Here is a 26,582-nt window from a genome sequence, read left to right on the forward strand (position 1 = left end):
ACCATGGCGACGTCCTTCACCCTCCGGCCACGGCGTCGTCCCTCAGCCCCCGGCCACGGCGCTGCTCCGATCGTCATCCGTGGCGCCGCCCCTTTCCGCACCAGGCGGTCGAGGGCTTGACCTCAACCATTGTCGAGGTCGGAGGCTTCCGGTGACGGGCCGCGCGGTGCGGTCCGCCGATTCAGGGAGAACATCATGCCCGAGAACCCCTTGCAGCTCGCCGTGATCATCGGGAGCGTGCGGGAGGGCCGTTTCGGACCGACCGTCGCCCACTGGTTCGCCCGCCGGGCCGAGTCGCGCAGCGACATGACGGTGGACGTCATCGACCTGGCGGAGAGCCCGCACGCGGAGGGGTCCCGGGCGGCCGCCGCGGCCGACCGCCGCCGCACCACCGAGGACCGCCGCACCACCGAAGACCGCCGCACCACCGAGGACCGGCGCACCCCCGAAGACCCGCACGCCTCCGAGGAGACGGCCGCCGCCCCCGTCGAGCTCTCCCCGCGGCTGGCGGCCGCCGATGCCTTCGTCGTGGTCACCCCCGAGTACAACCACAGCTTTCCCGCCGCGCTGAAGCACGCCATCGACGGGCACGGCCCGGAGTGGCGGGCCAAACCGGTCGGCTTCGTCTCGTACGGCGGCCTCTCCGGTGGTCTGCGCGCCGTCGAGCAGCTGCGTCAGGTCTTCGCCGAGCTGCACGCCACCACCGTCCGCGAGACGGTGAGCTTCCACAACGTGTGGGACCGGTTCGGCGCGGACGGTCTGCCGCTGGACCAGGAGGGGGCCGACGGAGCCGCCACGGCGATCCTCGGTCAACTCGCCTGGTGGGCCCATGCGTTGCGGGACGCCCGCACGGCACGCCCGTACGGGTCCTGACGCGGCGCGGCACCGGGCAGCCGGCCGGCCCGGGCACGGAACCGAACCCGCGGGGTGACGGAACCCGAACCCGCAGGCCAAGGACCACCGGAACAGCGGAAGGGCCCGCTCCATCATGGAGCGGGCCCTTCCGCTGTTCCGGAATCCGCCGCGGGAAGCGGCACGGAATCAGAAGCGACGCGTGATCAGCGCCCGCTTCACTTCCTGGATCGCCTTCGTGACCTCGATGCCACGCGGGCATGCGTCGGTGCAGTTGAAGGTGGTCCGGCAGCGCCAGACACCGTCCTTGTCGTTGAGGATCTCCAGCCGCTGCTCCCCGGCCTCGTCACGCGAGTCGAAGATGAAGCGGTGCGCGTTGACGATCGCCGCCGGGCCGAAGTACTGGCCGTCGTTCCAGAACACCGGGCACGAGGTCGTGCACGCGGCGCACAGGATGCACTTGGTGGTGTCGTCGAAGCGCTCGCGGTCCTCGGCGGACTGCCGGCGCTCGCGCGTCGGCTCGTTCCCCGTGGTGACCAGGAACGGCATGACGTCCCGGTAGGCCTGGAAGAACGGCTCCATGTCGACCACGAGGTCCTTGAGGACCGTGAGGCCCTTGATCGCCTCGACCGTGATCGGCTTCTCCGGGTTGATGTCCTTGATCAGCGTCTTGCACGCCAGCCGGTTGCGGCCGTTGATGCGCATCGCGTCGGAGCCGCAGATGCCGTGCGCGCAGGAGCGCCGGAAGGTCAGCGTGCCGTCCTGCTCCCACTTGATCTTGTGGAGGCCGTCGAGCACGCGCTCCTTCGGGTCGATCTCGAGCTGGAAGTCCTCCCAGAACGGCTCGGCCGCGACCTCCGGGTTGAACCGGCGGATCCTGAAGGTGACCGTGATGTAGGGCGAAGCGTCGGAGGCGTCCTGAGGGGCCGCGTCCTGCTTCTCGAGCGTCGGGGTGCTCATCAGTACTTACGCTCCATCGGCTGGTAGCGGGTCTGCACGACCGGCTTGTAGTCGAGGCGGATGGACTCGGCGCCGTCGTCGCCCACCTCGCGGTACGCCATGGTGTGCCGCATGAAGTTGACGTCGTCGCGGTTCGGGTAGTCCTCGCGGTAGTGACCGCCGCGGGACTCCTTCCGGGCGAGGGCGGAGACGGCCATGACCTCGGCCAGGTCGAGCAGGTTGCCCAGCTCGACGGCCTCCAGCAGGTCGGTGTTGAACCGCTTGCCCTTGTCCTGGATCGCCACGTTCAGGTAGCGCTCCCGCAGCTCGCCGATCGTCTCGACCGCCGTCTTGATCGTCTGCTCGGTGCGGAACACCATGACGTTGGCGTCCATGGTCTCCTGCAGCGCCTTGCGGATCTCGGTGACCCGCTCGCCGCCGGTGGACGTCCGCAGCCGCTCGACCTGCGCCTCGACGAGCTCGGCCGGGTTCTCCGGCAGCTCGACGAAGTCGGCCTTCGCGGCGTACTCGGCGGCGGCGATGCCGGCCCGGCGCCCGAAGACGTTGATGTCGAGCAGCGAGTTGGTGCCCAGCCGGTTGGCGCCGTGCACCGACACGCACGCGACCTCGCCCGCGGCGTACAGGCCCGGGACGACGGTGTCGTTGTCGGCCAGCACCTCGCCCTCGACGTTGGTCGGGATGCCGCCCATCGCGTAGTGCGCGGTCGGCTGGATCGGGATCGGGTCCGTGTAGGGCTCGATGCCGAGGTACGTCCGCGCGAACTCGGTGATGTCCGGCAGCTTGGCGTCCAGCTGCTCCGGCGGCAGGTGGGTCAGGTCGAGGAAGACGTGGTCGCCCTCGGGACCGCAGCCGCGGCCCTCGCGGATCTCCGTGTAGATGGAGCGCGAGACCACGTCACGCGAGGCGAGGTCCTTCATGACGGGCGCGTACTTCTCCATGAAGCGCTCGCCGTCCTTGTTGCGGAGGATGCCGCCCTCACCGCGCGCACCCTCGGTGAGGAGGATGCCCATGCGCCAGATGCCGGTCGGGTGGAACTGGAAGAACTCCATGTCCTCCAGCGGCAGCCCGCGCCGGTACGCGGCGGCCTGGCCGTCACCGGTCAGCGTGTGCGCGTTGGAGGTCACCTTGAAGAACTTGCCGGTGCCGCCGGAGGCGAAGATCACGGCCTTCGCCTGGAAGACGTGGATCTCACCGGTGGCCAGCTCGTAGGCGACGACGCCCGCGGACTTCGTGACCCCGTCGACCTCGCGCAGCAGCAGGTCCAGGACGTAGAACTCGTTGAAGAACTCCACGCCCTCCTTGACGCAGTTCTGGTACAGCGTCTGGAGGATCATGTGGCCGGTGCGGTCCGAGGCGTAGCAGGACCGGCGGACCGGGGCCTCGCCGTGGTTCCGGCTGTGACCGCCGAACCGGCGCTGGTCGATGGTGCCGTCCGGCGTCCGGTTGAACGGCAGGCCCATCTTCTCCAGGTCGAGGACCGAGTCGATGGCCTCCTTCGCCAGGATCTCGGCGGCGTCCTGGTCGACCAGGTAGTCGCCGCCCTTGATCGTGTCGAAGGTGTGCCACTCCCAGTTGTCCTCCTCGACGTTCGCGAGGGCTGCGGCCATGCCGCCCTGTGCGGCGCCGGTGTGGGAGCGGGTCGGGTACAGCTTCGTCAGGACGGCGGTGCGGCTGCGCTTGGTCGACTCGATGGCCGCGCGCATCCCGGCGCCGCCGGCGCCGACGATGACGGTGTCGTACTTGTGAATCTGCATGTCGTGCGTCAGCCCCGGCTCTACTGGATGTTCGGGTCGAAGGTGAAGATCACCAGCGTGCCCAGAAGGACGGTGAACACCGTGGCGGTGTAGAGCAACATCTTCAGCCAGAGGCGCGTGTTGTCCCGCTCGGCGTAGTCGTTGATGATCGTCCGCAGGCCGTTGGCGCCGTGCAGCATGGCGAGCCAGAGCATGGTCAGATCCCAGATCTGCCAGAACGGCGAGGCCCAGCGGCCGGCGACGAACGCGAAGCCGATCTTGCTCACGCCGCCGTCCAGGACCAGCTGGATCAGCAGGTGGCCGATGACGAGAACGACGAGGACGATGCCGGACAGCCGCATGAAGAGCCAGCCGTACAGCTCGAAGTTGGTACGGGTCGACTTCGGCGTCCGGCCGGTGCGGGCCCGCGGCGGCTCGATCACCGGAGCCGGGTTGTCCGGGCTGTAGCCGGTGCCGGTCGGCTCGACCGAATCCTTCGGAGAGGTCTCAGTGGTGCTCATGTATGTCAGCTCCCGAACACTTCGCGCGCGGCGTGGTTGAGGACGGGGTAGACCGCCCCGGCCATCAGCACGATCCAGACGCCCATGACGGTCCACAGCAGCTGCTTCTGGTACCTCGGGCCCTTGGCCCAGAAGTCCACAGCGATGACCCGCAGGCCGTTCAGTGCGTGGAAGAGGATGGCGGCGACGAGGCCGTATTCCATCAGGGCGACAAGGGGCGTCTTGTACAGCGCAATGGTGTCGTCGTACGTCTGCGGGGAGACGCGGACGAGAGCGGTGTCGAGAACGTGGACGAACAGGAAGAAGAAGATGAGGACACCGGTGACGCGATGAGCCACCCATGACCACATGCCTTCCCGGCCGCGGTACAGCGTTCCAGCCGGCACGGAAAACCCTCCGGGAGCGGGGATTGGGGCCTGCCGCCAGCTTCTGACAGTTAAGAGGAGCACTGTCGGTCGGGCCCGGCCGGGTACGGTCCACCGGCCCTGGCCATCGTAGCGACGCCTTGTCGGTTCACTCGCCCGGGGGCCCGAAGGTGTGATCAAAGAGGCACGTACGGGCTATCGAGCCGTCCCGGGCAGGGGTTTTTCCGGACGATCCGCTACAAGTCGCCCCAGTCGCCCCCGGGCCGTGCGCCGCAGTTCGTCGGCGGCGACGGTGCGCTCCTCCTCCGGTTCGTGACCCAGTCGTCGCCGGATCTCCGCCAGGACGTGACCGAGCACCTCGCTCGGCCGGAGCCCGTCCGTGCAGATCACGAAGAGATGCCCGAAGCGGCTCTCGTACGCGGCGTGCGCCGCCCGCAGTGCGGTGTGCGCTGCATGGGTGCCCGGCCCCGGCGGGAGCGGCGTCCCGAGTCCCGGCAGCCCGCCCGCGGCGGACTCCCCGTCCAGCGCCTCCGCGAGGTCGGCCGGAGTGAGGTCGTAGCCCGCCTCGTCGGCCGCGGCGAGCAGGGCGTCGACATCGGGGTAGGGGCGGTGGTCGGCGAGCCGGCGGGCCCAGCGGCTGCTGCGGCAGCAGCCGAGCAGTGCGGCCTCGGCGGCGCCCCGGGGCGCGGCGTTGAACCGCTCCAGGGCGGAGACGGCGTGCTCCCGGGCCGGGCCGGCCCGCTCGCTCCCGCCCGGAGGTGGGTCTCCGGTCAGGGCTGGGCTTCCGGCCAGGGCTGGGCTTCCGGTCCGGGACGTGCTTCCGGTCAGGGGTGTGCTCCCGATCATGGATGTGATGGACTCCCGCGGCGGGACGGCCGGAGTGTCGCTGGACAGCGTGGCCTCCTCTGGAGATCTCCGGCACGCCGGTGCAGGGGAGAGAAGGTGCAAGGGAGAGAAGTGGGACAGGAGGTGTGGGTGAGCGTCAACCGTATCGGCGCATGTCACCGCCTGTCCGATGCATAGGGCAATTTCACCCGGACGGGAGCGGTCGCGCGCGAGTGAAGCACAGGGAAGCGTGCGAGGAGCCGTACCTTTGTCGTTATTGGGAGGTTTTACTCCGATGGTGCATCCGACAGGGTCGACCAGGCCGACACGACGGCTGGGAACACCGGCCGCCCTGGGAGCCGCCGCCCTCGCGGTGGCACTCCTCGGGGGCTGTTCCGGCAACGGGGACGGAGGCGGTGCGCGGACGAGCACGCCGCACCGCTCCCCGAGTCCCACGAAGTCCTATCCGCCGCCGGACCCGCCGCGCACGGTGCCGGCCGTGCGCTCGTTCGACCCGGGGAACGGCCCGGGCTGGAAACCGGCGAAGGACACCCGGGTCGTCGCGGACCCGAAGGGACCGCTGGCCGACGAGGCCCGGATGCTCGCGGGCGAGCTGAAGGCCGACTATGCCACCGGCTCCCCGCGGCAGGGCGACATCGAGCTGACGCTGGACAAGGGCCGCGGCGGCGGCGCCGAGGCCTACCGGATCACCACGCGGGACGGCCGGGTCGTGATCACCGGAGCCGCGGACGCCGGCGTCTTCTACGGCACCCGCACCGTCCTCCAGACGCTCCGCTCGGGCGGCGAGGTCCCCGAGGGCGTCATCGACGACCGCCCCGACCGGCCGCAGCGCGGCCTCAACCTCGACATCGCCCGCAAGCACTTCACCCCGGAGTGGATCGAGGACCGGCTGCACGAGATGGCCGACCTCAAGCTCAACCAGCTCGCTCTCCATTTCTCCGACGATCAGGGCTTCAGGATCCAGAGCACCTCGCACCCCGAGGTCGTCTCCCGCGAGCACCTCACCCTGGCCCAGCTGCGGCACATCCTGGACGTGGCGAAGAAGCTGCACATCACCGTCATCCCGGAGATCGACTCGCCCGGCCACCTCGGTGCGGTGCTGCGCGCCCACCCCTCGCTCCAGCTGGTCAACGTCAATGGCGAGCCCGCCGAGGGCGCCATCGACATCGGCAAGCCGGCGTCCGCCCGGCTCATCGACGACCTGCTGCGGGAGTACTCCAAGACCTTCCCCGGGCCCTGGTTCCACATCGGTGCCGACGAGTACAGCGCGCTGATGGCCGAGGACCCCTCGGCCTCCTATCCCGGACTCGCCGCGCAGGCCCGGGAGAAGTACGGGCCGGACGGCCGTATCCAGGACCTGGCCACCGCCTGGCTCAACGACCGTGCCGCCGTGGTGCGGGAGGGCGGCAAGAAGGCCAAGGCCTGGAACGACGGCTTCTTCACCGGCGGTGTGGTGAAGCCCGACAAGAACATCGAGGTCGAGTACTGGACCGGCAAGGAGACCGGGGAGCGGGTGCCGGCGTCGTATCTGAGCGAGGGCCGCACCGTCGCCAACCTCAACGACGAGTACCTCTACTACGTGCTCGGCGAGCCCAACGACTTCACCTATCCGACCGGTGAGCGGATCTACCGGCAGTGGACTCCGGCCGTGCTGCGCGGTACGAAGCCGGTGACGTCGCAGGACACCGGCCCGCAGCAGGTGCCGGGCGGACGCCTCGCCGTCTGGTGCGACCTCGCCGGCGCCCAGACCGAGGAGCAGGTGGCGCGCGGGATCCGGCTGCCGCTCAACGCCGTCTCGCAGAAGTTGTGGGACCCGGGGAAGCCGCAGCTCAGCTGGTCGGCCTTCACGAAGCTGGCGGACCGGGTGGACGCGGAGAACTGAGCCCCTGCCGCCGGGCCGGCTCCGGGCGGAGCGGAGCGGTCCGGGCATCGACTCGGCGCCTCGAATCCATGAGGGTTCGGGGCGCCGTTCGCCGTTCCGGAGCGCGCGGCGGCACGCCATCCGTCACCCGGCGGCCCCGCATCATGGCAGGCGGACGGCGCGCGGACCCGGTTCGTCCGAGGCATGGACGCATCCGCCCGGCATCCGGACGGCGTGTCGGCGGGGAGAACAAAGGACGGCCGGGGTCGCCACCCCCCACAGGAGAGACCCCGGCCGTCGTCAAAGAGGGCCTGCGGAGAGGCCCGTACTCCCCTCAGCGCCGGACGGCGGTTTTCTGTCACACCACCCCCCGGCCACCCTCCGGCCGGTCCCCGCTCGCCCGGCGGACGTGGACGCGGAAGCGGAACAGGCCGTAGCGTGCTGGTCGCGCCGGACGGCGTGACTGCCGTGATCGTTTGCTCGGCCCAGGGAGGGCCGTACTCCGGGGGTGCTCCACAGATGAATCCGTGCGTCGACGGCCAGGCCGGGTCCGCGCGGCCCGCGCACCTGTGGCGCGCACTGCCGGTGGCCGCGGGTCTGCCCGCCGGTGCGGCGATCGTGCCCCCGGCCGACGGCCCGTACCGGAACCCGGACATGATGTCCTTCGCGGCGCGGAGGAACCGGGTCATGGTTCCCGGGCCCGGCGGCCACTGATACCGGCGAGGGAGACGCACCGTGAGGTCCCCCAGGTCGGAGAGTCAAGTGAGAGTGAAGCAGGATGAGGGCGTGCCGGGGGACGACGCGGAACTGACCGCCGCGGTGCACGCGGCGCAGGACGGGGACGAGAACGCGTTCCGGACCGTCTACCGGGCGGTGCACCCGCGGCTGCTCGGCTATGTGCGGACGCTGGTCGCCGACCCGGACGCGGAGGACGTCGCCTCCGAGGCGTGGCTGCAGATAGCCCGCGACCTGGAGCGGTTCAGCGGCGACGCGGACCGCTTCCGCGGCTGGGCGGCGCGGATAGCCCGGAACCGGGCGCTGGACCACATACGGATGCGCGGCCGCAGACCGGCCGTCGGCGGGGACGAAACAGAACTCACGGACAAGCCGGGTGAGGCGGACACCGCGAGCGAGGCGCTGGAGGCCCTCGGGACCGGCAGCACGCTCCGGCTGATCTCCCACCTCCCGCAGGACCAGGCCGAGGCCGTGGTGCTGCGGGTCGTCGTCGGACTCGACGCGAAGAGCGCGGCCGGAGTGCTCGGCAAGCGGCCGGGCGCGGTGCGCACCGCGGCACACCGCGGACTGAAGCGGCTCGCCGAGATCCTCGGCGCCTCGGCCCCCGCCGGGTCCGGGGGCGACACCGCAGGTGACACAGGAATCGAAGCGGCTGCGGCAGCCGCGGCGGAGGGCGGTACGGAGCCGGGCGGACTGGAGGGCGTGCCCCCGCAGCGGGCCCCGCAGCAGGGCGCTCGGCCGTCCGCCGGTGTGACGGATTCCGGTCCACGGACGCAGAAGGACATGTGATGGCCGACGACCGGTACAGCTGGCTGGACGAGGACGCTGCGGGGCGCTTCAGCCGACGCCGCGGTCGGAGCCGACGACCCACTCGCGCGCGCCCAGGCCGAGCGGCTCGCCGCTGCCCTGGCCGACGCGGCGGATGTCCGCCTGCCCGGAACCGGAACCGGCCCGGGCGGCGCGTTCCAGGAGGAACTTCCCGGTGAGGCCGCCGCGCTGGCCGCCTTCCGGAAGGCCCGGGAAGAACGCGCCGGTGTCGTGTCCACGATGTCTACGCGCGGGGAAGTCGCGATGGGCGCCCCGCCCGCCGTCCGGCTGGGAAGACCCAAGCCGCCCCGGCGCGGCCGGCCGTCCCGCTTCGGCCGGCCGCTGCGTGCGGGCCTGGCCGTGGCACTGGCCGGGTGCGCGCTGGGCGGCGTCGCCGTCGCCGCGGGAGCGGGAGTCCTGCCCACGCCGTTCGGCGGCGGGAGCGGGGAGCCGCTTCCGGCGCAGAGCGTGTCCGCGGGCGCGACCTCCGGCCCCGACTCGCCTCCGCCGTCCCACGACGGCGGCGCCGACCGGACTCCGGACCGGTCCCCCACGGGGCGGCCCACCGGGGAGCGCGAGAGCGACGCCGACCGCCGGGACCCCGGCACCGTCGCTCCCTCCGCCGGTGGCCACGGCCGCCCCTCGGACAGCGGCGGCACCGGCCGGGACGACAAGCCCGCGATACCGGGCCAGGGCGACGACCGGGACCGGGAGAAGCTGAAGTTCTTCCTGGCGCTGTGCCAGAAGTACGAGACCGGTGGGCTCGACGCCCGGACCCGGCTGGCCCTGGAGCGGGCGGCCGGCGGTTCGCAGGCGGTCGACCGCTACTGCGACCGGCTGTCGGCCGGCGGCTCCGCCGACGGCGGAACGGGCTCGGACTCCGGGCCCGGCGGTGACGGCCACGATGACGGCGGCGCCGACGACAGCGGTGACGGCGACGGCGGCAGCGGTCCGGGGCACGGCGACGGCAAGCCCAGCGCGTACAGCCCCACGGCCGGGGGCGCGTCGACGGTCCCGGCCACCGGGACCACGGCTCCCTGAAGTCTTCTGCCGAAGGCCCCCGTGAGCAGGGGGCCTTTCGTCATGCCGGGGGGCTTTCGCCACGGGCCCGGGGCTGCGGGTTTCGCCGAAAGGCCCCGGGGCTCGGGGCCTTCGCTATGCAACGCAACGCCACGGCCCGGGGCCGTCCCGGCCGCCGTCCGGCGGTCGCTTCCGTTCCGGAGTGATCTCCCGGGGTCCCTCCGCGGGAGATCCACCGCGGACGGAAGCCCCCGGCGGGAGGCCTCCCCGGGAGGTCCGCGGCGAGGCCCCCCGGCGGGAGGCCCGCCGTGCGGGGCGCGGCGCCCGGGCCCTCCGGCGTCTGCGCCCCTGCTGTTGCGGGGCTTCACCGGCTCTGCTGTGGGGGCGCCTTCACGGGACCGTGCTTCGCGGGCGCCACTTTCTCGGGTCCTGCCTTGAGGGGTGCCTTTCAACGGACTCTGCCGTGCGGGCGCCCCGTTATGCCCCCGGGCAGCGGCCGGACCACCGGCCTGACCTGGTCCGTTCGTGGCCGACGGCCCGGGGCGGCCCGTGCGATCCCTCGCGTGCGCGGGTGCGCCCCGGCACGCTTCGGGGCGCTGTCCGGTCGCGCAGTGCGGCCCGGGAGTGACGGATTCGGCACCGCTTCAGTCCACTGTTCAACCAAGGGTGTGACACTTTTCGAAGCCCCGGCGCAGTATGAAGTGAGCCGACTGGTCATCGGCCGCGTGAAGAGCCGGGGTTCCCCCCGTACCTACGGCTCCACGCATCGGCGCGGGCGGGGCACGTTCCCCCGGCCCCGCCCGCGCCCTCTCTCTCCGACCTCCTCGCCCCCGGCGTCCCGCCGCGGCCGGCAGCATCCCCTGGCACCTTTCCGGCAACGCCCCGGGAACCACGGCGGCGAGCACCTCCCGGCAGCCGCGTCCCGGACGGCACGTCCAGCCGGGGCATCGGGCCCTAACGGTGGACGACCACCTTGTCCCCGGGCCGTACCCGGGCGAAGACCGCGGCGATCCCGGCCCGGTCCCGGACGTTCACGCAGCCGTGCGACGCCCCGGCGTAGCCGCGGGCCGCGAAGTCCGCCGAGTAGTGCACCGCCTGGCCGCCGCTGAAGAACATCGCGTACGGCATGGGGGTGCGGTAGATCGTCGAGACATGGTGGCGGCTCTTGAAGGTGACGGCGAAGACGCCCTCGCGGGTCGGGGTGTACTGCGAGCCGAACCGCACGTCCATCGCCGCGAGCACCCGGCCGTCCGCCATCCACGCCAGGGTGTTGCTGCTCTTGCTGATGCACAGCACCCGCCCGGTGTGGCAGCGCGGATCGGTCCGCGGCAGGGGACGGCTCGTGGGCGGATACAGCGCGGCGCGCGACGGCTGCCGGGTCAGCGAGCGCAGCGCGGCCCAGGTGCCGGGGTCCACCGCGCCGGTGACGGCCCGGTGCTGCCGGGCCTGGAAGGACCGGACCGACGCCGTGGTGACCGAGCCGTAGTAGCCGGTCGGAGCGCGGCCGAAGAGCCCCAGTTGCCGGAGCCGCGCCTGGAGTTCCCGTACCTGGGCGCTCCGGCTGCCGAGGGCCATCACGGGTGCCGGGACCGCCGGCCGCGGTGCGGCGGACGGCCGGGACGGCCGCTTCGCCGCGGGCCGGGTGCCGCCGCCGGTCGTCGCGCCGGGGCCGCGGTGGGACGGCGGCCCGCTCCGGGAGGCGGTGGCCGGCGCCGTGCGGGCCGGGGCCTTGCCGTCGCCCGCGACGGGGGCCCTCGGGGTGCAGCCGGTGGCCGCGCCGGCCGCCAGGACGACGGCCGCGACCGCCGCGACCGCCCCGCGCACACCGCTGCGCGCCGGGCCCCTGCCCACCGGACCCCTGCTGATCAGACCCCTGCACACCAGGAAATTCCAGGCCACCAGAATCCCCCCTCCTCCGGATCTTTCCCCGTTTGACTCTTCCCGGGCTGCCGGTGGGCGAACCCGGGGTACATCCCTGGGTGAAAGGTCCCGCAGCCGGGCCGGCGCGGGGTGCCCTCGCCCCGCCGCCCGGCGCCGCGGACACGGGCCACCGGTGCGTGGCGACAGGGAAGGCACAGCAATGGCGCCAGAGTCGGGCAGCCCCCGGACCACCGAGAGCGGACTTCCCATCGAGCCGGTGTACGGCCCGGAGTCCCTGGCCGGGTGGGACGCGGGGGAGAAGCTGGGCGAGCCGGGGGAGTACCCCTTCACCCGCGGGGTCTACCCGTCGATGTACACGGGCCGGCCCTGGACCATGCGGCAGTACGCGGGCTTCGGCACCGCCACCGAGTCCAACGCCCGCTACCGGGACCTGATCGCCCACGGCACGACGGGCCTGTCCGTGGCGTTCGACCTGCCGACCCAGATGGGCCACGACTCCGACGCGCCCCTCGCGCACGGGGAGGTCGGCAAGGTCGGGGTGGCGGTCGACTCGGCCGAGGACATGCGGGTGCTGTTCGACGGCATCCCGCTGGACCGGGTCTCCACCTCGATGACCATCAACGCCCCGGCCGCGCTGCTGCTGCTGATGTACGGGATCGTCGCCGAGGAACAGGGCATCGCGGCCGGCCGGCTGACCGGCACCGTCCAGAACGACGTGCTCAAGGAGTACATCGCCCGGGGCACCTACATCTTCCCGCCGGTGCCCTCGCTGCGGCTGACCGCGGACATCTTCCAGTACTGCCGGCGGGAGATGCCGAAGTGGAACACCATTTCGATCTCCGGCTACCACATGGCGGAGGCCGGGGCCTCGCCCGCGCAGGAGATCGCGTTCACCCTGGCCGACGGCATCGAGTACGTCCGCACCGCGCTGGCCGCCGGGATGGAGGTGGACGACTTCGCGCCCCGGCTGTCGTTCTTCTTCGTCTCCCGCACCACGCTCCTCGAGGAGGTCGCCAAGTTCCGCGCCGCGCGCCGGATCTGGGCGCGGGTGATGCGCGAGGAGTTCGGTGCCCGGAATCCCAGGTCGATGATGCTGCGCTTCCACACCCAGACCGCGGGGGTGCAGCTCACCGCCCAGCAGCCCGAGGTCAATCTGGTGCGGGTCGCGATTCAGGGGCTCGCCGCCGTGCTCGGCGGCACCCAGTCGCTGCACACCAACTCCTTCGACGAGGCCATCGCGCTGCCGACGGACAAGTCGGCCCGGCTCGCGCTGCGCACCCAGCAGGTGCTGGCCCACGAGACCGATGTCACCGCCACCGTCGACCCGTTCGCCGGTTCGTACGCGGTGGAGCGGATGACCGACGAGGTCGAGGCCGCCGCGGTGGAGCTGATGCGTCGGGTCGAGGACCTGGGCGGCGCGGTCGCCGCGATCGAACGCGGCTTCCAGAAGGGCGAGATCGAGCGCAGCGCGTACCGCATCGCGCAGGAGACGGACTCCGGTGAACGCACCGTGGTGGGGGTCAACCGGTTCCGGACGCCGACGGAGGAGCCGTACCAGCCGCTGCGGGTGGACCCGGCGATCGAGGCGCAGCAGGCCGAGCGGCTGGCCAAGCTGCGCGCGGAGCGGGACCGGGCGGCGGTGGACTCCGCGCTCGGCGCGCTGCGGGGCGCGGCGGCGGGGACGGACAACGTGCTGTACCCCATGAAGCGGGCGCTGGCGGCGCGCGCCACGGTGGGCGAGGTGTGCAACGCACTGCGGGAGGTGTGGGGCGCCTACGAGCCGTCGGACGTGTTCTGACCTGCGAGAACCCTCGGGATGTCCCGGCCCGGGGGCGGCGTCGGCGCTTCTGGCATGTGGACAACTGAGCGAATTGTCGGGGGCCTGTGTCAGACTCCGGGCCATGCTGGGCGTGACCGACCTCCCGACGTATCTCGCCGGACTCGTACTGATCATCCTGTTGCCCGGGCCGAACTCGCTCTACGTGATATCGGTCGCGGCACGGCGCGGTGTGCGCACCGGCTACCGCGCCGCGTGCGGGGTCTTCTGCGGCGACGCCGTGCTGATGGTGCTCTCCGCGGCGGGCGTGGCCTCGCTCCTCCAGGCCAACGCCATGCTCTACGGCATCGTGAAGTACGCGGGCGCCGGCTATCTGACCTGGCTGGCGATCGGCATGCTGCGGGCCGCGTGGAGCATGTGGCGCGCCCGGCACGAGCGCCCGGCCGAGAGCGCCGGTCCTGACCTCGCCGCCACATCGGGGGAGGGCACGGAGGCGGTGGAGCGGCCGTACCGCCGGGCCCTGGTGATCAGCCTGCTCAACCCGAAGGCGATCCTCTTCTTCGTCTCCTTCTTCGTGCAGTTCGTCGACCCCGGGTACGCGCACCCGGCGCTGTCGTTCCTGCTGCTCGGCACGCTGGCCACGCTGTGCTCGTTCCTCTATCTGACCGCGCTCATATTCGGCGGCAGCCGGGTGGCGGCGCAGTTCCGCCGCCGCAAGCGGCTCGCGGCGGGGGCGACTTCGGCGGCGGGGGCGCTCTTCCTCGGCTTCGCGGCGAAGCTGTCGATGTCGAGCGCGGGTTAGGCGTACTGCCCCGCAGCGTTGTTGACGGGGGCCGGCGGCCCGTCCCGTCCGGATCGGCGGTGGGCCCGGCGGGGGTCGGAGCTCACGGCGCGAGGACGTCCAGCTCGGCCATCGCGCCGGCGGTGATCTCCTGGGTGAGTCGCTCGGCACGGGCCGCGTCCCGGGCCCGCACCGCCTCCGCCACCTGGACGTGCAGGGTGACCGCGGCCGGGTCGGGGTCGGTGAACATCACCTGGTGCTCGGTGCGGCCGGTCAGCACTTCCGCCACCACATCGCCGAGCCGGGCGAACATCTCGTTGCCCGAGGCCTGCAGTACGACCCGGTGGAACGCCACGTCGTGCACCAGATAGGCGTCCAGCTGCTGCCCGCGTGAGGTCGCCACCATGCCCAGGGCGTGCCGGGTGAGCTCGGCGCACTGCTCGGGGGTGGCGAGTCCGGCGGCCAGCCCGGCGGCGACCGGTTCGACCGCCGAGCGCAGCACCGTCAGCGACCGCAGCTGGCGCGCCCGGTCGGCGCCGGCCAGCCGCCACCGGATGACCTGCGGGTCGTAGACGTTCCACTGGTCCGCCGGGAGCACGGTCACCCCGACCCGGCGCCGCGACTGCACCAGGTGCATCGACTCCAGGACCCGGACCGCCTCGCGGACCACGGTGCGGGAGACGTCGAAGCGCTCCTCCAGCTCGTCGGTGCGCAGTACGGTCCCCGCCGGGTACTCGCCCGCCGTGATCGCGGGACCGAGGGACGCCAACAGCCGTGCGTGCAGTCCCCGTTCCCGGCCCTGGCTCTCCATGGTCTTCCCGTCTCTCCGGCCGCCCCCTGTGCGGAAGTCAGCCTACGCGCCGGACCGTGACCTCAATTAAGTATGACTTTTAGCGCACAGACTCTTGAATACGTCGTACCTATGAGTTTGAGTGTGGGGCGCGTCGAGGTCGCAGAGGACAGCGAGGTTTTCGCAGATGAACGCCCCCCACGTCGTGGTCGTCATGGGTGTGTCCGGTACGGGCAAATCCACCGTCGGCCAGGCCCTGGCCGCCGAGCTCGGTGTGCCGTACGCCGAGGCGGACGGCTTCCACCCGCCCGCCAACATCGCCAAGATGTCCGGCGGCACCCCGCTCGACGACGCCGACCGCGCGCCCTGGCTCGACGCGATCGGCGCCTGGGCCCGCGGCCGCACCGGCCTCGGCGGGGTGGTCAGCTGCTCCGCCCTCAAGCGCGCCTACCGCGACCGGCTGCGGGCCGCCGCCCCCGGCCTCTGCTTCCTCCACCTCACGGGCGAGCGCTCGCTGATCGCCGAGCGCCTGGACGGGCGCCGGGACCACTTCATGCCCGGTGCTCTGCTCGATTCGCAGTTCGCCGCCCTGGAGCCGCTCCAGGCGGACGAGTGCGGAACCGCCGTCCCCGTCACCGCGGATCCGGCGTCCGTCACCGCACAGGCGGTTGCCGCCCTGGCGCGGTGTCCGGCCCCCACCCCCGTCACCCACCCGTAAAGGAATCGCCGTGACCGGTCGTCTCAGCGCGGAGATACTGGCAGCAGCGGACCCCGTCGAGCCGATCACCTCGGCGGGCCATGCGCAGCTGGGCCTCGCCGTCCTCGTCGGCATAGCCGTCATCGTCCTGCTCATCACCCGCTGGAAGGTGCACGCCTTCCTCGCCCTGACCATCGGCTCCCTCGTCCTCGGCGCCGTCGCGGCGGCCCCCCTCGACAAGGTGACCGAGAGCTTCACCACGGGTCTCGGCGACACCGTCGCGGGTGTCGGGGTGCTCATCGCCCTCGGCGCGATCCTCGGCAAGCTGCTCGCCGACTCCGGCGGGGCGGACCAGATCGTCGACACCATCCTGGCCCGGGCGAGCGAACGCTCCATGCCGTGGGCGATGGCCTTGATCGCGGGGATCATCGGTCTGCCGCTCTTCTTCGAGGTCGGCATCGTGCTGCTGATCCCGGTGGTGCTGCTCGTCGCCAAGCGCGGCCACTACTCCCTGATGCGCATCGGCATCCCGGCGCTGGCCGGCCTGTCCGTGATGCACGGCCTCGTGCCGCCGCACCCCGGCCCGCTCGCCGCCATCGACGCCGTCGGCGCCGACCTCGGCGTCACCCTCGCCCTCGGGGTGCTGGTCGCCGTGCCGACCGTGGTCGTCGCCGGTCCGGTGTTCTCCCGGTACGCCGCCCGCTGGGTGGACGTCACCCCGCCCGAGGGGCTGGTTCCCGAGCGCCCGTCGGAGACCCTGGAGCGCCGCCCGAGCTTCCCCGCCACGGTCGCGACCGTGCTGCTCCCGGTCGCCCTGATGCTGGTCAAGGCGCTGGTGGACATCGTCGTCGACGACCCCGAGGACCACGTCCAGCGGGTCACCGACGTCCTCGGTTCCCCGCTGATCGCCCTGCTCGCGGCCGTGGTCGTCGGGATGTTCACGCTCGGCCGGGCGGCCGGCTTCGGCAAGGACCGGCTGGCCACGACGGTGGAGAAGTCGCTGGTGCCGATCGCCGGGATCCTGCTGATCGTCGGCGCCGGCGGCGGCTTCAAGCAGACGCTGATCGACTGCGGCGTCGGGCAGATGATCCTGGAGTTCTCCCGGGACTGGTCGGTCTCCGCGCTGCTGCTCGCCTGGCTGATCGCGGTCGGCATCCGGCTGGCGACGGGGTCGGCGACGGTGGCCACCATCTCCGCCGCCGGGCTGGTCGGCCCGCTCGCGGCCGAGATGAGCACCCCGCAGGTGGCCTTGCTGGTCCTGGCGATCGGGGCGGGCTCCCTCTTCTTCAGCCATGTGAACGACGCCGGCTTCTGGCTGGTGAAGGAGTACTTCGGGATGAGCGTCGGCCAGACGTTCAAGACCTGGTCGGTGATGGAGACCATCATCTCGGTGGTCGGCATCGGCTTCGTCCTGCTGCTCTCGCTGGTCCTGCCGTAGTGCCGGTCCTGCCGTAGCGGGCGGGGGCCGGGTCCGGACGCTCGGATCCGGTCCCGCAGCCGCCCCCGCGCCCGCCGCGGGCACCGACCCCCGGCGCCGTGGCCCCGCCCCGAGGGGGCCGCGGCGCCGGCGCGTCCGCCGCCCCGCTACCGTCGCCGCATGACGAAGCCGAGGCTGCGCGCCCACGAGTGGTGCGGGACGACCTGGGACGATCCGTCCGAGGACCGACTCCACGACCTGCTCGCCGATATGAATCTGCGTCACTGCTTCGTGGTCGTCGACCGGCTCGACGCCCCCGGACCCGGGGACCACTACATGCAGGTCCACCTCAACGAGGACATGAGCTGCCTCGTCGAGTACCGCTCGGGCGGCCCCGGGACGCACCACCGGGCCGTGGTGACCGAGCCGTTCGGCCTCGGCGGCTGCGACATCGTCGCCCCGGTCCTTCAGGCCTGGGCCTTCGAACGCGCCGGCTGGCGCGAGGCGCTGCCCTGGGTGCCCTGGGACGCCGAACGGGACGCGCCCCGCGAGGAGGGTGCCCCCGGCCAGGCCGGGTGAGCGGCGAGGTCGGACGGGTCGTGCGTGGCCAGGGCCACGTAGCCGTCGGGCCGGACGAGGAAGAGGCCGTCCTCGGCGTAGGCCCCGTGGGCGACCGGGGCGTCCGCCGGTACGCGGTGGGCGTGGATCATCTCCCCGTCGACCGGCGGGAGTTCGGCCGAGCCGAAGGCGAGCAGGGTGAAGTGGGGTCCGCGGAAGAGGTCGAACAGGCGTGAACCGTCCGGCAGCGGGGCGTCCGGGGCCCGGTCACCGGCCCGCAGCGCGCCCTCCGGCAGGGCGTTCCGCTGCTCGACCGCCAGCGATCCGTCCCGGTAGCCCAGCCCCAACTGCTGCGTCCCGGCGTCGCGTCGGGGCATCACGTCGCGGGGCGCGGACATCATGGCCCGGTGGAGGTCCGTGCTGATGCCGAGCACACCGGCGGCGATCGGGATCCGTTCCTCCTCGTAGGTGTCGAGCAGTTCCGGCCCGGCGAGGCCCTGGAGGGCGAGGCCGAGTTTCCAGCCGAGGTTGTAGGCGTCCTGCACGCTGGTGTTGAGCCCCTGGGCGCCCGCGGGGGAGTGGATGTGGGCGGCGTCGCCGGCGAGGAAGACCCGGCCGGACCGGAAGCGGTCCGCCATCGCGGCGCGGGCCCGGAAGTCCGAGGCCCACAGCACCTCGTGGATGTTCCCGGCCGCGAGATGGGTGCGCTCGGCGATCACGGCCCGGATGCCCTCCGGTGACAGGTCCGGTGCGGAGCCGTCCGTGTACCGGGCGTAGATCTGGAACGTGTCGGTCCCCGCGAGCGGGCACATCATGAGCACTCCGGCGGGCGAGTGCGGCCAGACGTGCCAGTTGAGCCGGTCGATGCCGTCCGCCCGGACGTCGGCCACCAGCATGGGCTCCGGATCGACCGTCTCTCCGGTCATGCCGATGCCCAGGGCCTTGCGGACGGTGCTGCGTCCGCCGTCGGCCGCGACGAGGTAGGCGGCGCGGACGTTCTCCACCGAGCCGTCCGCGCGGGTGAGGGTGGCGGTGACGCCGTCGGCGTCCTGGGTGAAGCCGGTGAGTGCGGTGGAGAAGCGGACCTCCCCTCCGAGTTCGCGCAGCCGGGTGTACAGGATCTCCTGGGTGCGCCACTGCGGCAGCATCAGCGCCTCGCCGTAGGGCGCGGTGGGCGTCGGCTCGCCCCGCGGAATCATGTCCCACTCGTCCCCCCGCTGCCCGTCCGTCCACGTCACCATCGGCGGCAGCGGGCCGCCCGCCGCGTACGCCGCGTCGATGACGCCGAGATCGTCCAGGACCTCCAGCGTGCGCGGCTGCAGCCCCTTCCCCCGCGACCCGGGGAACAGCGCCGCGGCCCGCTCGACGATCCGGGCCCGTACCCCCCGCCGCGTCAGGTCACAGGCGAGTGCGAGGCCGGTCGGCCCGGCTCCGGCGATCAGAACGTCCGCGTGCTTAACGTTGTTAAGTTCCATGCCTCAGAGGATCGACTTAACGGTGTTAAGTTGTCAAGGGTGGAGGGGGCTTGGGGGATTCGCCGGATGGTGATGGGGGCGGCGCGGGAGGCGGCGACGGCCGACGGGGCGACGTGGCCGGTCCGGGTGAACGGGGTGGGCACCGCGCCGCGTTCGGGGTGCCGGGGTGCCGGGGTGCCGGGGTGCCGGGGTGCCGGGGCCGGGCCGGGGTGGCATGGCGCTGCGTCGGATCGTCCGCGGGTCGACGGCGCGCGGCCCTGGCGCCGTGTCCCGGGCGTCGGGGCCGCGCTCGTCGGGGCGCGTGCCGAGCCCCTGGGGGCGCCTCAGCCGGCGCGGCCGTGCAGCCAGGCCGGGTGAGCGGCGAGGTCGGACGGGTCGTGCGTGGCCAGGGCCACGTAGCCGTCGGGGCGGACGAGGAAGAGGCCCTGGTCGGCGTAGGCCTCGTCGGCGATGGGGGTGCCGGCCGGTATGCGGTGGGTGTGGATCATCTCGCTGTCGACGGGCGGGATTTCGGTTGTGCCGAAGGCGAGCAGGGTGAAGTGGGGTCCGCGGAAGAGGTCGAAGAGGCGGGTGCCGTCCGGCAGCGGGGCGTCCGGAGCCCGGTCGCCGGCCCGCAGCGCGCCCTCCGGTACGGCGCTCCGTCGCTCGGCCGTCAACGAACCGCCCCGGTAGTTGATCTTCAACTGCCCGGTTTCGTCGGGCCGTTGCTTCATCCCCTTGGCGGCCAGCTCCAGCCGGTGGATGCGGGAGCTGATCCCGAGTACACCGGCGGCGATCGGGATCCGTTCCTCCTCATAGGTGTCGAGCAGTTCCGGCCCGGCGAGGCCCTGGAGGACGAGGTCGAGTTTCCAGCCGAGGTTGTAGGCGTCCTGCACGCTGGTGTTGAGCCCCTGGCCGCCGGCCGGGGAGTGGATGTGGGCGGCGTCGCCGGCGAGGAAGACCCGGCCGGACCGGAAGCGGTCCGCCATCGCGGCGCGCGCCCGGAAACCGGACACCCACAGCACCTCACGGATGTTCTCGGCCGTCAGATGCGTGCGCTCGGCGACCACGGCCCGGATGCCTTCGGGGGAGACGTCCGGGGCCGCGTCGCTCTCGGTGAACCGGGCGAAGACCTGGAAGGTGTCCGTCCCCGGGAGCGGGCCCAGGGCGAGCATGCCGCCCGACGCCTGCTGCCACAGATGCCAGTTGAGCCGGTCGATGCCGTCCGCCCGGACGTCCCCCACCAGCATCGTGTCCGGGGTGACGGTCTCACCGGTCATGCCGATGCCCAGGGCCTTGCGGACGGTGCTGCGTCCGCCGTCGGCCGCGACGAGGCAGGCGGCGCGGACGGTGGTCTCCGTACCGTCTGCGCCGGTGACCGTGGCGGTGACGCCGTCGGCGTCCTGGGTGAAGTCGGTGAGTTCGGTGGAGAAGTGGACCTCCCCGCCGAGTTCGCGCAGCCGGGTGTACAGGATCTCCTGGGTGCGCCACTGCGGCAGCATCCATGCCTCGGCGTACGGGGTGGTCGGTGTCGGGCCGCTCCGCGGGATCAGATTCCACTCGTCGCCCCGTTGCCCGTCGGTCCACGTCACCATCCGGGGGATCGGGCCGCCCGCCGCGTGCACCGCGTCGATGATCCCGAGATCGTCGAAGACCTCCAGGGTCCGAGGCTGCAGCCCCGTCCCTCGTGAGCCGGGGAACAGCTCCGCCGACCGCTCGACGATCCGGGCCCGGATGCCGCGCCGTGCCAGATCGCAGCCGAGAGTGAGCCCCGTGGGTCCGGCCCCGGCGATCAGTGCACCCGTGTTCCCGCCCCAGCCTTTAACGTTGTTAAGCTCCATCTTTCCGAGGCTGGCCTTAATGACGTTAAATTGTCAAGAGGTGACAGCGCTGACAGGGAGAATGGCTGAATGGCGACGACGCGACTGGACCGGACGCAGATGGTGGACACCGCGCTGCGGCTGCTGAACGAGCTGGGGCTCAACGGCCTGACGCTGCGTCGGATCGCCAAGGAGCTGAACGTGCAGGCGCCCGCGCTCTACTGGCACTTCAAGAACAAGCAGGAACTGCTCGACGAGATGGCCACCGAGATGTTCCGGCGCATGGTGGGCCCTCCGGAGGGCCGGCCCGCGGTCCGCGACTGGCAGGAGCGCCTCGCGCAGTCCTGCCGGGGGTTGCGCCGCGGGCTGCTCGGGTATCGCGACGGCGCCAAGGTGTTCAGCGGCACCCGCTTCACCGGCCGGGACCACGCCCCGTACCTCGAGGAGCATCTCCAGGCCCTGGTCGAGGCCGGGTTCACCCCGGCCGACGCGGTGCAGGCGTACTTCACGGCGTACGCCTTCACCATCGGCTTCGTGATCGAGGAGCAGGCGGTGTACCCGGAGCCGGGCGAGCGTGACCCGCGCTACGACCCGGTCGAGCGCGCCGAGAACATCGGCGCGGACTTCCCGCTGGCCGCCGCGGCCGGGACGGACCTTTTCTCCGGCTACGAGAAGCGCTTCGAGGCGGGCCTGCGGATCGTCGTCGCGGGAGCCGAGCAGATGCGGGTGGGGGCGGCCCCGCCGGGGGCGTGACGGGCGGGTGTGACGGACGGGGCGGGGCCGGCGCCGAGGGGCTGCGGCCCAGGCCGGCGCCGGCAGTGAGCCCTCGGGCCCCAAAAGCTTCCTACGCGGTCAGCAGCTTGCTACGTGGTCAGCTCAGCGCCTTCTCGATCGCTTCGAAGATGTCCGCGTCGGTCTCCTGCTGCCAGGACGGCAGGTCCGGCCAGTCCGCCACGTAGCCGGGCTTCGGGTCGTCGAAGTGCTTGAACATCTGGGCGGTCCAGCACGTCGCGACGAAGCGGCTCTTCTGCTCGCGGGACAGCCGGGCCGTGGTGCCCCCGCTGATCTCGACGAACTGGCGCACCTGCTCGTAGACGGAGCCCGCCGCCTCGCGCTCCCACTGCGGGGTGTCGTCCCACCCGGTCACGTACCCGGCCTTCGGCTCGCCGGGGAAGTGCTGCTGGACGCCTGCGATCCAGGATTCCCGGAACAGTCGTGCACCATCGGTCTGCGACATGCCTACCCCTCTCGTCGCGGCGTGTTCAGAGTGGCGATCTCTTCCCCCAGCTCCGCCACGCGGTGGTCCCGGCTGAGGGGGCCGAACTCGTCGCACATATAACGGGGTTTACGGGCGGCCGTCACGACCCCAGGGCGTCACCGCCTTCGCCGCCGCCAACCGCTCCGGGGCGGGATCGGCGCAGCCTCCGGCGTGCCGGTCGAACGGCGCCGCTTCGGCGGGAGCCCCACCCGGCCCGCCGCCCCCCGCCACCCCGCCCCAGCACCCGGACTCCCCGCGTGCTCCCCGTGATCGCTTCCGTGCGCTGGGGCGGACCGGGTGAGATGTATCCTTACTCTCTGTCGCGCCATGCTCACTTGGGGTAGCGTCTGCGTTCCGCTTGTCGCAGTCGCACCTTCACGAGAGGCGTTTGCCCATGCGCACCGCCGTCGCGGACGTACCCCACTCGTACACCCTCTACTGCCCGCCGCTGCGCACCTCGCCGCTGGTCGCCCGCGACTTCGTGGCCACGGTGCTCCGCTCGGAGCGGCTGGACCATCTCGTCGACACGGCGATGCTCTGCACGTCCGAGCTGGTGACCAACGCCTATCTGCACGCCCGCGGCCTCGGTTCGCTGCTCTGGCTGGCGATCGAGGCGGCCGACGTCCGGGTCACGGTGTACGACGGGACGGCCGAGCCGGTCACCCGGCGTCCCGCCACCGCCGACGGGGAGAGCGGGCGCGGGCTGCACCTGGTGGACGTCCTCACCCATGGCCGCTGGGGCACGGCGCTCGGCGCGCCGATGGGGCTGGGCGGCGCCCAGGGCAAGGGCGTGTGGTTCACGCTCCCCGTCGCGGTGGCGCCAGTGCCCGTTTGATCCGCGGGGTCAGCGGCGTCTCCACCCACCGGTACAGCAGCCACGCCGTCGCCAGCATCGCGGCGATCGTCAGCGGCAGGGTGGCGTACGCGGGCAGTCCGAGCGTCCGGTGCAGCACGTGGACCGTCACCCAGCCCAGGTGCTCGTGCACCAGGTAGAAGGGGTAGGTCAGGGCTCCGGCCACGGTCAGCCAGGGCCAGTTCGCCCAGCGGAGGTACCCCAGGGCCACCGCGCCCACCGCGACGAAGCCCAGGGTGACCACGGCGACGATGCCCAGCGAGGGGCGGTAGGAGAAGAACTCCGGGTCCGCCGGGTGCCAGAGGCGGTCGACGGCGTAGTGCTGACCGATCAGCCAGCTTGCCGTAACGATTCCCCACGCGGTCATGTCACGCCGGTCGAGGTGGAGCAGGTACAGGCCGATGCCGCCGATGAAGAACGGCGCGTACTCCGGCATCAGCACCAGGTCGAGCAGCGGCTCGCCCGCGGCCTCGGCCACGGCCGCCGCCAGCGTCCACACCGCGCAGAACAGCACGATGCGCTGCCGGTTGGCGCCGGGGAGGATGACGCAGAGCGCGAACAGGGCGTAGAAGCGCAGCTCCGCCCAGAGGGTCCAGCACACGCCGAGCACCCGGTCGACGCCCAGCGGCATCTGCAGCATCGTCAGATTGGTCAGGGCGTCGCTCGGCGACACCGCCTCGTACGTCACCCAGGGGAGCGCGAACACCGCCGTGACCAGGATGATCGCTGCCCAGTAGGCGGGGAAGAGGCGGGAGACGCGGGAGGCGAAGAAGGCGCGCAGCGGCCGGCCCCAGCCGCTCATGCAGATCACGAAGCCGCTGATGACGAAGAAGATCTGGACGCCCAGACAGCCGTAGGCGAACAGCTGGGACGCGGTGGGGAACTGGACGGCGGGGGAGCTGCCCCAGGCCTCGCCGATCTCGCCGTCCCGGCCGCCGAAGTGGTAGCAGGCGACCATCAGGGCGGCTATCAGCCGCAGACCGTCGAGGGCGCGCAGCCGCGCGGCCCGGGGCGCGCTGGATATGGTGCGCGCCGCGGGCCGTTCCCGCGGCGCGGGCGCTCCCGGTGAGGGCTTCGGGAGCGTGGTGCCGGCCGGAGCCGTCATCCGAACACGGCTTTCTTCTTCACCAGGCGCCGCTGCACGGCGCGGGCCCGGCGCGCGACCCGGCGGACCGCGGCGTTCCGCGGCAGGAAGGCGAGCTGGGACGGGATGGCCCCGGGCAGCGCCAGCGAGGTCAGCCGGCGGCGCTTGAAGTAGCGCCAGGTGCGGGTGTCGAGCCGGGTGGCCAGGAAGCGCTCCGCCTCGGCCCGCAGGCCGGGGTAGATCTGCGACTGCATGGCGTAGCCGACCGCGGCGACCAGCCCGGTGAGGCGGTCCGCGACCTCCTCGCGGGACGGGGAGCTCCAGCCGGTGACGGCGGCCGCGTCGGTGATCTCCGGCAGCAGAGCGTCGACCACGGTGACCGGGACGCGGTTGCTGTTCTGGTACGGGCTGAGCCGCTCCAGCAGCAGGTCGGTGCCGGCGCGGGCCACCGGGAGGCCGTAGAACGCGCTCGCGGTGAGCAGCGCGGTGGAGAAGCAGCCGACGACGAGCGCGGGCCGCATCCGCTGGTACAGCACCTCGGCGAGCACCGGGGTGTCGAGCACGGTCAGCCGGACGCCCAGCTCGCCGGCCTCCTTCTCCAGCACGCGCGACCAGCGGGCGGGAGCGGTGGGGTGCGGCTTGAACACGATGGTGCGGTGGCCCAGTTCGGCGGCGCCGCGCAGCATCGTCACATGCAGCTGCTCCTCCTCCTCGGGGGTGAGGATGTCCAGGGCCGACAGGTACTGGCCGAGGAGCAGCGCGGGGGCCGTCGGCTCCGGCAGGGCCTCGCCGCCGGCCTGGTCCTCGGCCAGTTCGGCGAGGACGGCGGTGAAGACGTCGGTGGGGACGACTTCCGGCTCGACGCCGAACTCGGTGAGCAGCAGCGGGCGCAGGCCCGGGACGAGGTCCAGGTGGAGCAGCCGCCGGATCCGGGTGCCGACCAGCGGGTCGAGCTTGTTGCGGGTCGGGCCGTAGCTCATCAGCCCGTCGGCGTAGACGTCGACCGGGGCCCCCGGGAAGAGCTGGGTCAGCGCCAGCGACGGGTTGACCTGGATGGATTCGACGGCGAGTTCGACCTCGTCGTCGCCGAGCCCCCAGAGCAGCCGCAGATGGCGCTCCCAGAGCGGGACGTCGTCCTGGCGCGGGGACCAGCCGCCGGGGTGGAACGGGCTGATCGTCTCGTTCCAGGACAGCACCCGGTCGAAGCGTCCGCGGAGCCGTTTGAAGCCGGGCATGGTGTCCACGGACGGCGTGGTCTCGGGCGTCGTCGCGTTGTTGCTGATCAGCAGCAGCCGGCGGTCGGCGGGCCCGAAGCAGTCCGCGTCGAGGGCGGCGGCCAGCGTCGCGGCGCCGTAGAGGGTGGAGGCGAAGAAGATCTGCGTCTTCCGGCGGCTCCGTGCGAGGGCGGGCATCAGGCGGCCACCTCCGTGGTGACGGGCCGGCGGCGCACTCGCCGCAGCCGCGCAGCGCGCTGAATGTCCATGGAGTCGATGGCCTCCTGCAGAACGTCCTGCGGCATGCGCTTCAATGCGGCGGCGCTCATCGCCCGCAATTTACGCGCCACCGCAGGCTCGAACCTTTCGATACCGGCGAGGTGGTGGGAAATGATGGCGCAATACGTGCGCACGGCTTTCGGGAGCAATGCGTCGGCGTTCGGATCCTTCGCCGTCTCGTCGATCACCTGGTCGAATGCGCGAATGAAGTCGAGCTGGCGGACATCGCCGATCTGGGTCAGGGAGGAGGCGACCCCGCGGCGGTAGAACACGCCGAGCAGGCCGAGCACCGCGAACGACCGCGCCTCGCGGTGCAGCCGCCAGATCCACGGCCGGTCCTCGGCGGTGCGCAGCCCGTCCCGGAAGTGCAGCAGCCCCTCGTCGGCGAGCCGCCGGTGGTACATGCCGGCCCAGGCGTAGGCGTAGTCGACGGAGGTGCTGCGGTCGGCGGGCAGGATCGCCTCACGCGGCGGCATGACGACGCCGCGCCGGCCGTGCGGGACACGGTGGATGCTGCGTGCCCTGGCCGTGCACTGGACGTGGTCGGTGCGGACGAAGTCGCAGCCCAGGTCCTCCATGGCGGCGAGCAGCTGCTCGTAGTACCCGGGCGCGAGCCAGTCGTCCCCGTCGAGGAACGTCAGGTACTCACCGCGCGCGGCGTCGAGGCCGGTGTTGCGCGCGGTGGCGAGACCGCCGTTCTGCTCGTGCCGCACCACGACGGCACCCGGCAGGTCCCGCGCGGCCCGGTCGAGGATCTCCGGGGTCCCGTCCGTCGAACAGTCGTCGACGAGAATGAATTCGAAGTCCTCCCGGGCGTTCGCGCGGAGACTTCTCAGGGTGTCGGGCGCGTATGTCTGCACGTTGTAGAACGGCACGATGACGGAGAGCTTAACCACCCGGGTGACGGTAGGCGGCTCCCCGACCGTAGTCTTGACCTACGGTGAACTCACGGGTGAACGAAATATGGCGGATCGGTTAACCGGCTTCCGTCACGGGCCGATTCGCCATTCGGCGATGTG

Annotated in this window: 25 protein-coding genes; 12 read left to right on the top strand and 13 right to left on the bottom strand. The window is 72.2% G+C overall.

The features are described from left to right. Positions 1-195: 195 nt before the first annotated feature. Positions 196-873: an NADPH-dependent FMN reductase gene (locus ACFYYR_RS11635; protein WP_388850153.1), complete on the top strand. Its 678-nt coding sequence runs from the start codon at positions 196-198 to the stop codon at positions 871-873. 168 nt (positions 874-1,041) lie between these two features. Here ACFYYR_RS11635 and ACFYYR_RS11640 read toward each other — a convergent pair whose 3' ends face one another. The 5 genes from ACFYYR_RS11640 to ACFYYR_RS11660 all read right to left on the bottom strand — a co-directional run bounded on the left by ACFYYR_RS11640 (position 1,042) and on the right by ACFYYR_RS11660 (position 5,277). After that, the gene (locus ACFYYR_RS11640; protein WP_351510968.1) at positions 1,042-1,812 is read right to left on the bottom strand and encodes a succinate dehydrogenase iron-sulfur subunit; all 771 of its coding nucleotides are present in this window, start codon (positions 1,810-1,812) and stop codon (positions 1,042-1,044) included. Continuing rightward, positions 1,812-3,566: a succinate dehydrogenase flavoprotein subunit gene (gene sdhA, locus ACFYYR_RS11645; protein ID WP_388850158.1), complete on the bottom strand. Its 1,755-nt coding sequence runs from the start codon at positions 3,564-3,566 to the stop codon at positions 1,812-1,814. The genes ACFYYR_RS11640 and sdhA overlap by 1 nt, the downstream gene beginning before the upstream one ends. Before the next feature lie 20 nt (positions 3,567-3,586). Further along, on the bottom strand, positions 3,587-4,066 hold the full coding sequence (locus tag ACFYYR_RS11650) for a succinate dehydrogenase hydrophobic membrane anchor subunit (RefSeq protein ID WP_388850161.1): 480 nt from the start codon (positions 4,064-4,066) through the stop codon (positions 3,587-3,589). Positions 4,067-4,071: 5 nt separating this feature from the next. Further along, complete coding sequence (gene sdhC, locus ACFYYR_RS11655; protein ID WP_388850164.1) at positions 4,072-4,452, bottom strand: succinate dehydrogenase, cytochrome b556 subunit; 381 nt, start codon at positions 4,450-4,452, stop codon at positions 4,072-4,074. A 174-nt stretch (positions 4,453-4,626) separates the two neighbouring features. Further along, entirely contained in the window at positions 4,627-5,277 is a 651-nt protein-coding gene (locus ACFYYR_RS11660) for a 2-oxo-4-hydroxy-4-carboxy-5-ureidoimidazoline decarboxylase (RefSeq protein WP_388850167.1), read from the bottom strand. Positions 5,278-5,551: 274 nt separating this feature from the next. Between ACFYYR_RS11660 and ACFYYR_RS11665 the strand changes: the two genes are divergently transcribed. The 4 genes from ACFYYR_RS11665 to ACFYYR_RS11680 all read left to right on the top strand — a co-directional run bounded on the left by ACFYYR_RS11665 (position 5,552) and on the right by ACFYYR_RS11680 (position 9,721). Then, on the top strand, positions 5,552-7,159 hold the full coding sequence (locus ACFYYR_RS11665; protein WP_388850170.1) for a glycoside hydrolase family 20 protein: 1,608 nt from the start codon (positions 5,552-5,554) through the stop codon (positions 7,157-7,159). Between the two features lie 498 nt (positions 7,160-7,657). Then, complete coding sequence (locus ACFYYR_RS11670) at positions 7,658-7,852, top strand: hypothetical protein (protein WP_388850173.1); 195 nt, start codon at positions 7,658-7,660, stop codon at positions 7,850-7,852. Positions 7,853-7,924: 72 nt separating this feature from the next. Beyond that, positions 7,925-8,662 (top strand): RNA polymerase sigma factor, encoded by a 738-nt coding sequence (locus ACFYYR_RS11675; protein WP_388850353.1) that lies wholly within the window; start codon positions 7,925-7,927, stop codon positions 8,660-8,662. 258 nt (positions 8,663-8,920) lie between these two features. Continuing rightward, positions 8,921-9,721 carry a hypothetical protein gene (locus ACFYYR_RS11680; protein ID WP_388850176.1) on the top strand — a complete coding sequence of 267 codons (801 nt, stop codon included), beginning with the start codon at positions 8,921-8,923 and terminating at the stop codon, positions 9,719-9,721. 933 nt (positions 9,722-10,654) lie between these two features. Here the strand turns inward: ACFYYR_RS11680 and ACFYYR_RS11685 are convergent. Beyond that, positions 10,655-11,599, bottom strand: a complete 945-nt coding sequence (locus tag ACFYYR_RS11685; protein WP_388850179.1) for a peptidoglycan-binding protein — start codon at positions 11,597-11,599, stop codon at positions 10,655-10,657. Between the two features lie 181 nt (positions 11,600-11,780). Between ACFYYR_RS11685 and ACFYYR_RS11690 the strand changes: the two genes are divergently transcribed. Then, positions 11,781-13,379 (top strand): methylmalonyl-CoA mutase, encoded by a 1,599-nt coding sequence (locus ACFYYR_RS11690; protein WP_388850182.1) that lies wholly within the window; start codon positions 11,781-11,783, stop codon positions 13,377-13,379. A gap of 103 nt (positions 13,380-13,482) precedes the next feature. Then, positions 13,483-14,160 carry a leucine efflux protein LeuE gene (leuE, locus tag ACFYYR_RS11695; RefSeq protein ID WP_388850184.1) on the top strand — a complete coding sequence of 226 codons (678 nt, stop codon included), beginning with the start codon at positions 13,483-13,485 and terminating at the stop codon, positions 14,158-14,160. 82 nt (positions 14,161-14,242) lie between these two features. On the opposite strand, the gene ACFYYR_RS11700 is transcribed toward leuE, so the two are convergent. After that, positions 14,243-14,950 (bottom strand): FadR/GntR family transcriptional regulator, encoded by a 708-nt coding sequence (locus tag ACFYYR_RS11700; protein WP_388850187.1) that lies wholly within the window; start codon positions 14,948-14,950, stop codon positions 14,243-14,245. A gap of 166 nt (positions 14,951-15,116) precedes the next feature. Between ACFYYR_RS11700 and ACFYYR_RS11705 the strand changes: the two genes are divergently transcribed. The 3 genes from ACFYYR_RS11705 (at position 15,117) to ACFYYR_RS11715 (ending at position 17,622) form a co-directional block, all read left to right on the top strand. Next, entirely contained in the window at positions 15,117-15,647 is a 531-nt protein-coding gene (locus ACFYYR_RS11705; protein ID WP_388850190.1) for a gluconokinase, read from the top strand. Between the two features lie 10 nt (positions 15,648-15,657). Continuing rightward, the gene (locus ACFYYR_RS11710; protein ID WP_388850193.1) at positions 15,658-17,064 is read left to right on the top strand and encodes a GntP family permease; all 1,407 of its coding nucleotides are present in this window, start codon (positions 15,658-15,660) and stop codon (positions 17,062-17,064) included. 159 nt (positions 17,065-17,223) lie between these two features. Further along, positions 17,224-17,622 carry a hypothetical protein gene (locus ACFYYR_RS11715; RefSeq protein WP_388850196.1) on the top strand — a complete coding sequence of 133 codons (399 nt, stop codon included), beginning with the start codon at positions 17,224-17,226 and terminating at the stop codon, positions 17,620-17,622. On the opposite strand, the gene ACFYYR_RS11720 is transcribed toward ACFYYR_RS11715, so the two are convergent. Then, on the bottom strand, positions 17,511-19,076 hold the full coding sequence (locus ACFYYR_RS11720; RefSeq protein ID WP_388850198.1) for an FAD-dependent monooxygenase: 1,566 nt from the start codon (positions 19,074-19,076) through the stop codon (positions 17,511-17,513). The genes ACFYYR_RS11715 and ACFYYR_RS11720 overlap by 112 nt on opposite strands. Before the next feature lie 323 nt (positions 19,077-19,399). After that, positions 19,400-20,896 (bottom strand): FAD-dependent monooxygenase, encoded by a 1,497-nt coding sequence (locus tag ACFYYR_RS11725; RefSeq protein WP_388850201.1) that lies wholly within the window; start codon positions 20,894-20,896, stop codon positions 19,400-19,402. A 69-nt stretch (positions 20,897-20,965) separates the two neighbouring features. Here ACFYYR_RS11725 and ACFYYR_RS11730 point away from each other — a divergent pair, with 69 nt between their 5' ends. After that, the gene (locus tag ACFYYR_RS11730; RefSeq protein ID WP_388850204.1) at positions 20,966-21,628 is read left to right on the top strand and encodes a TetR/AcrR family transcriptional regulator C-terminal domain-containing protein; all 663 of its coding nucleotides are present in this window, start codon (positions 20,966-20,968) and stop codon (positions 21,626-21,628) included. Between the two features lie 118 nt (positions 21,629-21,746). Here ACFYYR_RS11730 and ACFYYR_RS11735 read toward each other — a convergent pair whose 3' ends face one another. Then, positions 21,747-22,112 (bottom strand): hypothetical protein, encoded by a 366-nt coding sequence (locus ACFYYR_RS11735; protein WP_388850207.1) that lies wholly within the window; start codon positions 22,110-22,112, stop codon positions 21,747-21,749. Between the two features lie 415 nt (positions 22,113-22,527). Here ACFYYR_RS11735 and ACFYYR_RS11740 point away from each other — a divergent pair, with 415 nt between their 5' ends. Next, positions 22,528-22,968, top strand: a complete 441-nt coding sequence (locus tag ACFYYR_RS11740; protein WP_388850210.1) for an ATP-binding protein — start codon at positions 22,528-22,530, stop codon at positions 22,966-22,968. On the opposite strand, the gene ACFYYR_RS11745 is transcribed toward ACFYYR_RS11740, so the two are convergent. The 3 genes from ACFYYR_RS11745 to ACFYYR_RS11755 are packed head-to-tail and all read right to left on the bottom strand — an operon-like array spanning position 22,931 to position 26,459. Beyond that, positions 22,931-24,091 carry an acyltransferase family protein gene (locus tag ACFYYR_RS11745; RefSeq protein ID WP_388850213.1) on the bottom strand — a complete coding sequence of 387 codons (1,161 nt, stop codon included), beginning with the start codon at positions 24,089-24,091 and terminating at the stop codon, positions 22,931-22,933. The two genes, ACFYYR_RS11740 and ACFYYR_RS11745, sit on opposite strands and share 38 nt — an antisense overlap. After that, positions 24,088-25,482, bottom strand: coding sequence for a polysialyltransferase family glycosyltransferase (locus tag ACFYYR_RS11750; protein ID WP_388850216.1), 1,395 nt, complete (start codon positions 25,480-25,482; stop codon positions 24,088-24,090). Before ACFYYR_RS11750 ends, ACFYYR_RS11745 begins: the two co-directional genes overlap by 4 nt. Further along, complete coding sequence (locus tag ACFYYR_RS11755; RefSeq protein ID WP_388850219.1) at positions 25,482-26,459, bottom strand: glycosyltransferase family 2 protein; 978 nt, start codon at positions 26,457-26,459, stop codon at positions 25,482-25,484. Before ACFYYR_RS11755 ends, ACFYYR_RS11750 begins: the two co-directional genes overlap by 1 nt. Positions 26,460-26,582: the final 123 nt, after the last annotated feature.

The sequence above is a fragment of the Streptomyces sp. NPDC001922 genome (genome assembly GCF_042891165.1).
In the GTDB taxonomy this organism is placed as follows: Bacteria; Actinomycetota; Actinomycetes; order Streptomycetales; family Streptomycetaceae; genus Streptomyces.

What these genes read in the sequence shown, in the direction of transcription:
- ACFYYR_RS11635 (WP_388850153.1), top strand. Translation starts at nt 196, where the DNA reads ATGCCCGAGAACCCCTTGCAGCTCGCCGTGATCATCGGGAGCGTGCGG.
- ACFYYR_RS11640 (WP_351510968.1), bottom strand. Translation starts at nt 1,812, where the DNA reads ATGAGCACCCCGACGCTCGAGAAGCAGGACGCGGCCCCTCAGGACGCC.
- sdhA (WP_388850158.1), bottom strand. Translation starts at nt 3,566, where the DNA reads ATGCAGATTCACAAGTACGACACCGTCATCGTCGGCGCCGGCGGCGCC.
- ACFYYR_RS11650 (WP_388850161.1), bottom strand. Translation starts at nt 4,066, where the DNA reads ATGAGCACCACTGAGACCTCTCCGAAGGATTCGGTCGAGCCGACCGGC.
- ACFYYR_RS11660 (WP_388850167.1), bottom strand. Translation starts at nt 5,277, where the DNA reads ATGATCGGGAGCACACCCCTGACCGGAAGCACGTCCCGGACCGGAAGC.
- ACFYYR_RS11665 (WP_388850170.1), top strand. Translation starts at nt 5,552, where the DNA reads ATGGTGCATCCGACAGGGTCGACCAGGCCGACACGACGGCTGGGAACA.
- ACFYYR_RS11670 (WP_388850173.1), top strand. Translation starts at nt 7,658, where the DNA reads ATGAATCCGTGCGTCGACGGCCAGGCCGGGTCCGCGCGGCCCGCGCAC.
- ACFYYR_RS11680 (WP_388850176.1), top strand. Translation starts at nt 8,921, where the DNA reads ATGTCTACGCGCGGGGAAGTCGCGATGGGCGCCCCGCCCGCCGTCCGG.
- ACFYYR_RS11690 (WP_388850182.1), top strand. Translation starts at nt 11,781, where the DNA reads ATGGCGCCAGAGTCGGGCAGCCCCCGGACCACCGAGAGCGGACTTCCC.
- leuE (WP_388850184.1), top strand. Translation starts at nt 13,483, where the DNA reads ATGCTGGGCGTGACCGACCTCCCGACGTATCTCGCCGGACTCGTACTG.
- ACFYYR_RS11700 (WP_388850187.1), bottom strand. Translation starts at nt 14,950, where the DNA reads ATGGAGAGCCAGGGCCGGGAACGGGGACTGCACGCACGGCTGTTGGCG.
- ACFYYR_RS11705 (WP_388850190.1), top strand. Translation starts at nt 15,117, where the DNA reads ATGAACGCCCCCCACGTCGTGGTCGTCATGGGTGTGTCCGGTACGGGC.
- ACFYYR_RS11715 (WP_388850196.1), top strand. Translation starts at nt 17,224, where the DNA reads ATGACGAAGCCGAGGCTGCGCGCCCACGAGTGGTGCGGGACGACCTGG.
- ACFYYR_RS11720 (WP_388850198.1), bottom strand. Translation starts at nt 19,076, where the DNA reads ATGGAACTTAACAACGTTAAGCACGCGGACGTTCTGATCGCCGGAGCC.
- ACFYYR_RS11725 (WP_388850201.1), bottom strand. Translation starts at nt 20,896, where the DNA reads ATGGAGCTTAACAACGTTAAAGGCTGGGGCGGGAACACGGGTGCACTG.
- ACFYYR_RS11730 (WP_388850204.1), top strand. Translation starts at nt 20,966, where the DNA reads ATGGCGACGACGCGACTGGACCGGACGCAGATGGTGGACACCGCGCTG.
- ACFYYR_RS11735 (WP_388850207.1), bottom strand. Translation starts at nt 22,112, where the DNA reads ATGTCGCAGACCGATGGTGCACGACTGTTCCGGGAATCCTGGATCGCA.
- ACFYYR_RS11740 (WP_388850210.1), top strand. Translation starts at nt 22,528, where the DNA reads ATGCGCACCGCCGTCGCGGACGTACCCCACTCGTACACCCTCTACTGC.
- ACFYYR_RS11745 (WP_388850213.1), bottom strand. Translation starts at nt 24,091, where the DNA reads ATGACGGCTCCGGCCGGCACCACGCTCCCGAAGCCCTCACCGGGAGCG.
- ACFYYR_RS11750 (WP_388850216.1), bottom strand. Translation starts at nt 25,482, where the DNA reads ATGCCCGCCCTCGCACGGAGCCGCCGGAAGACGCAGATCTTCTTCGCC.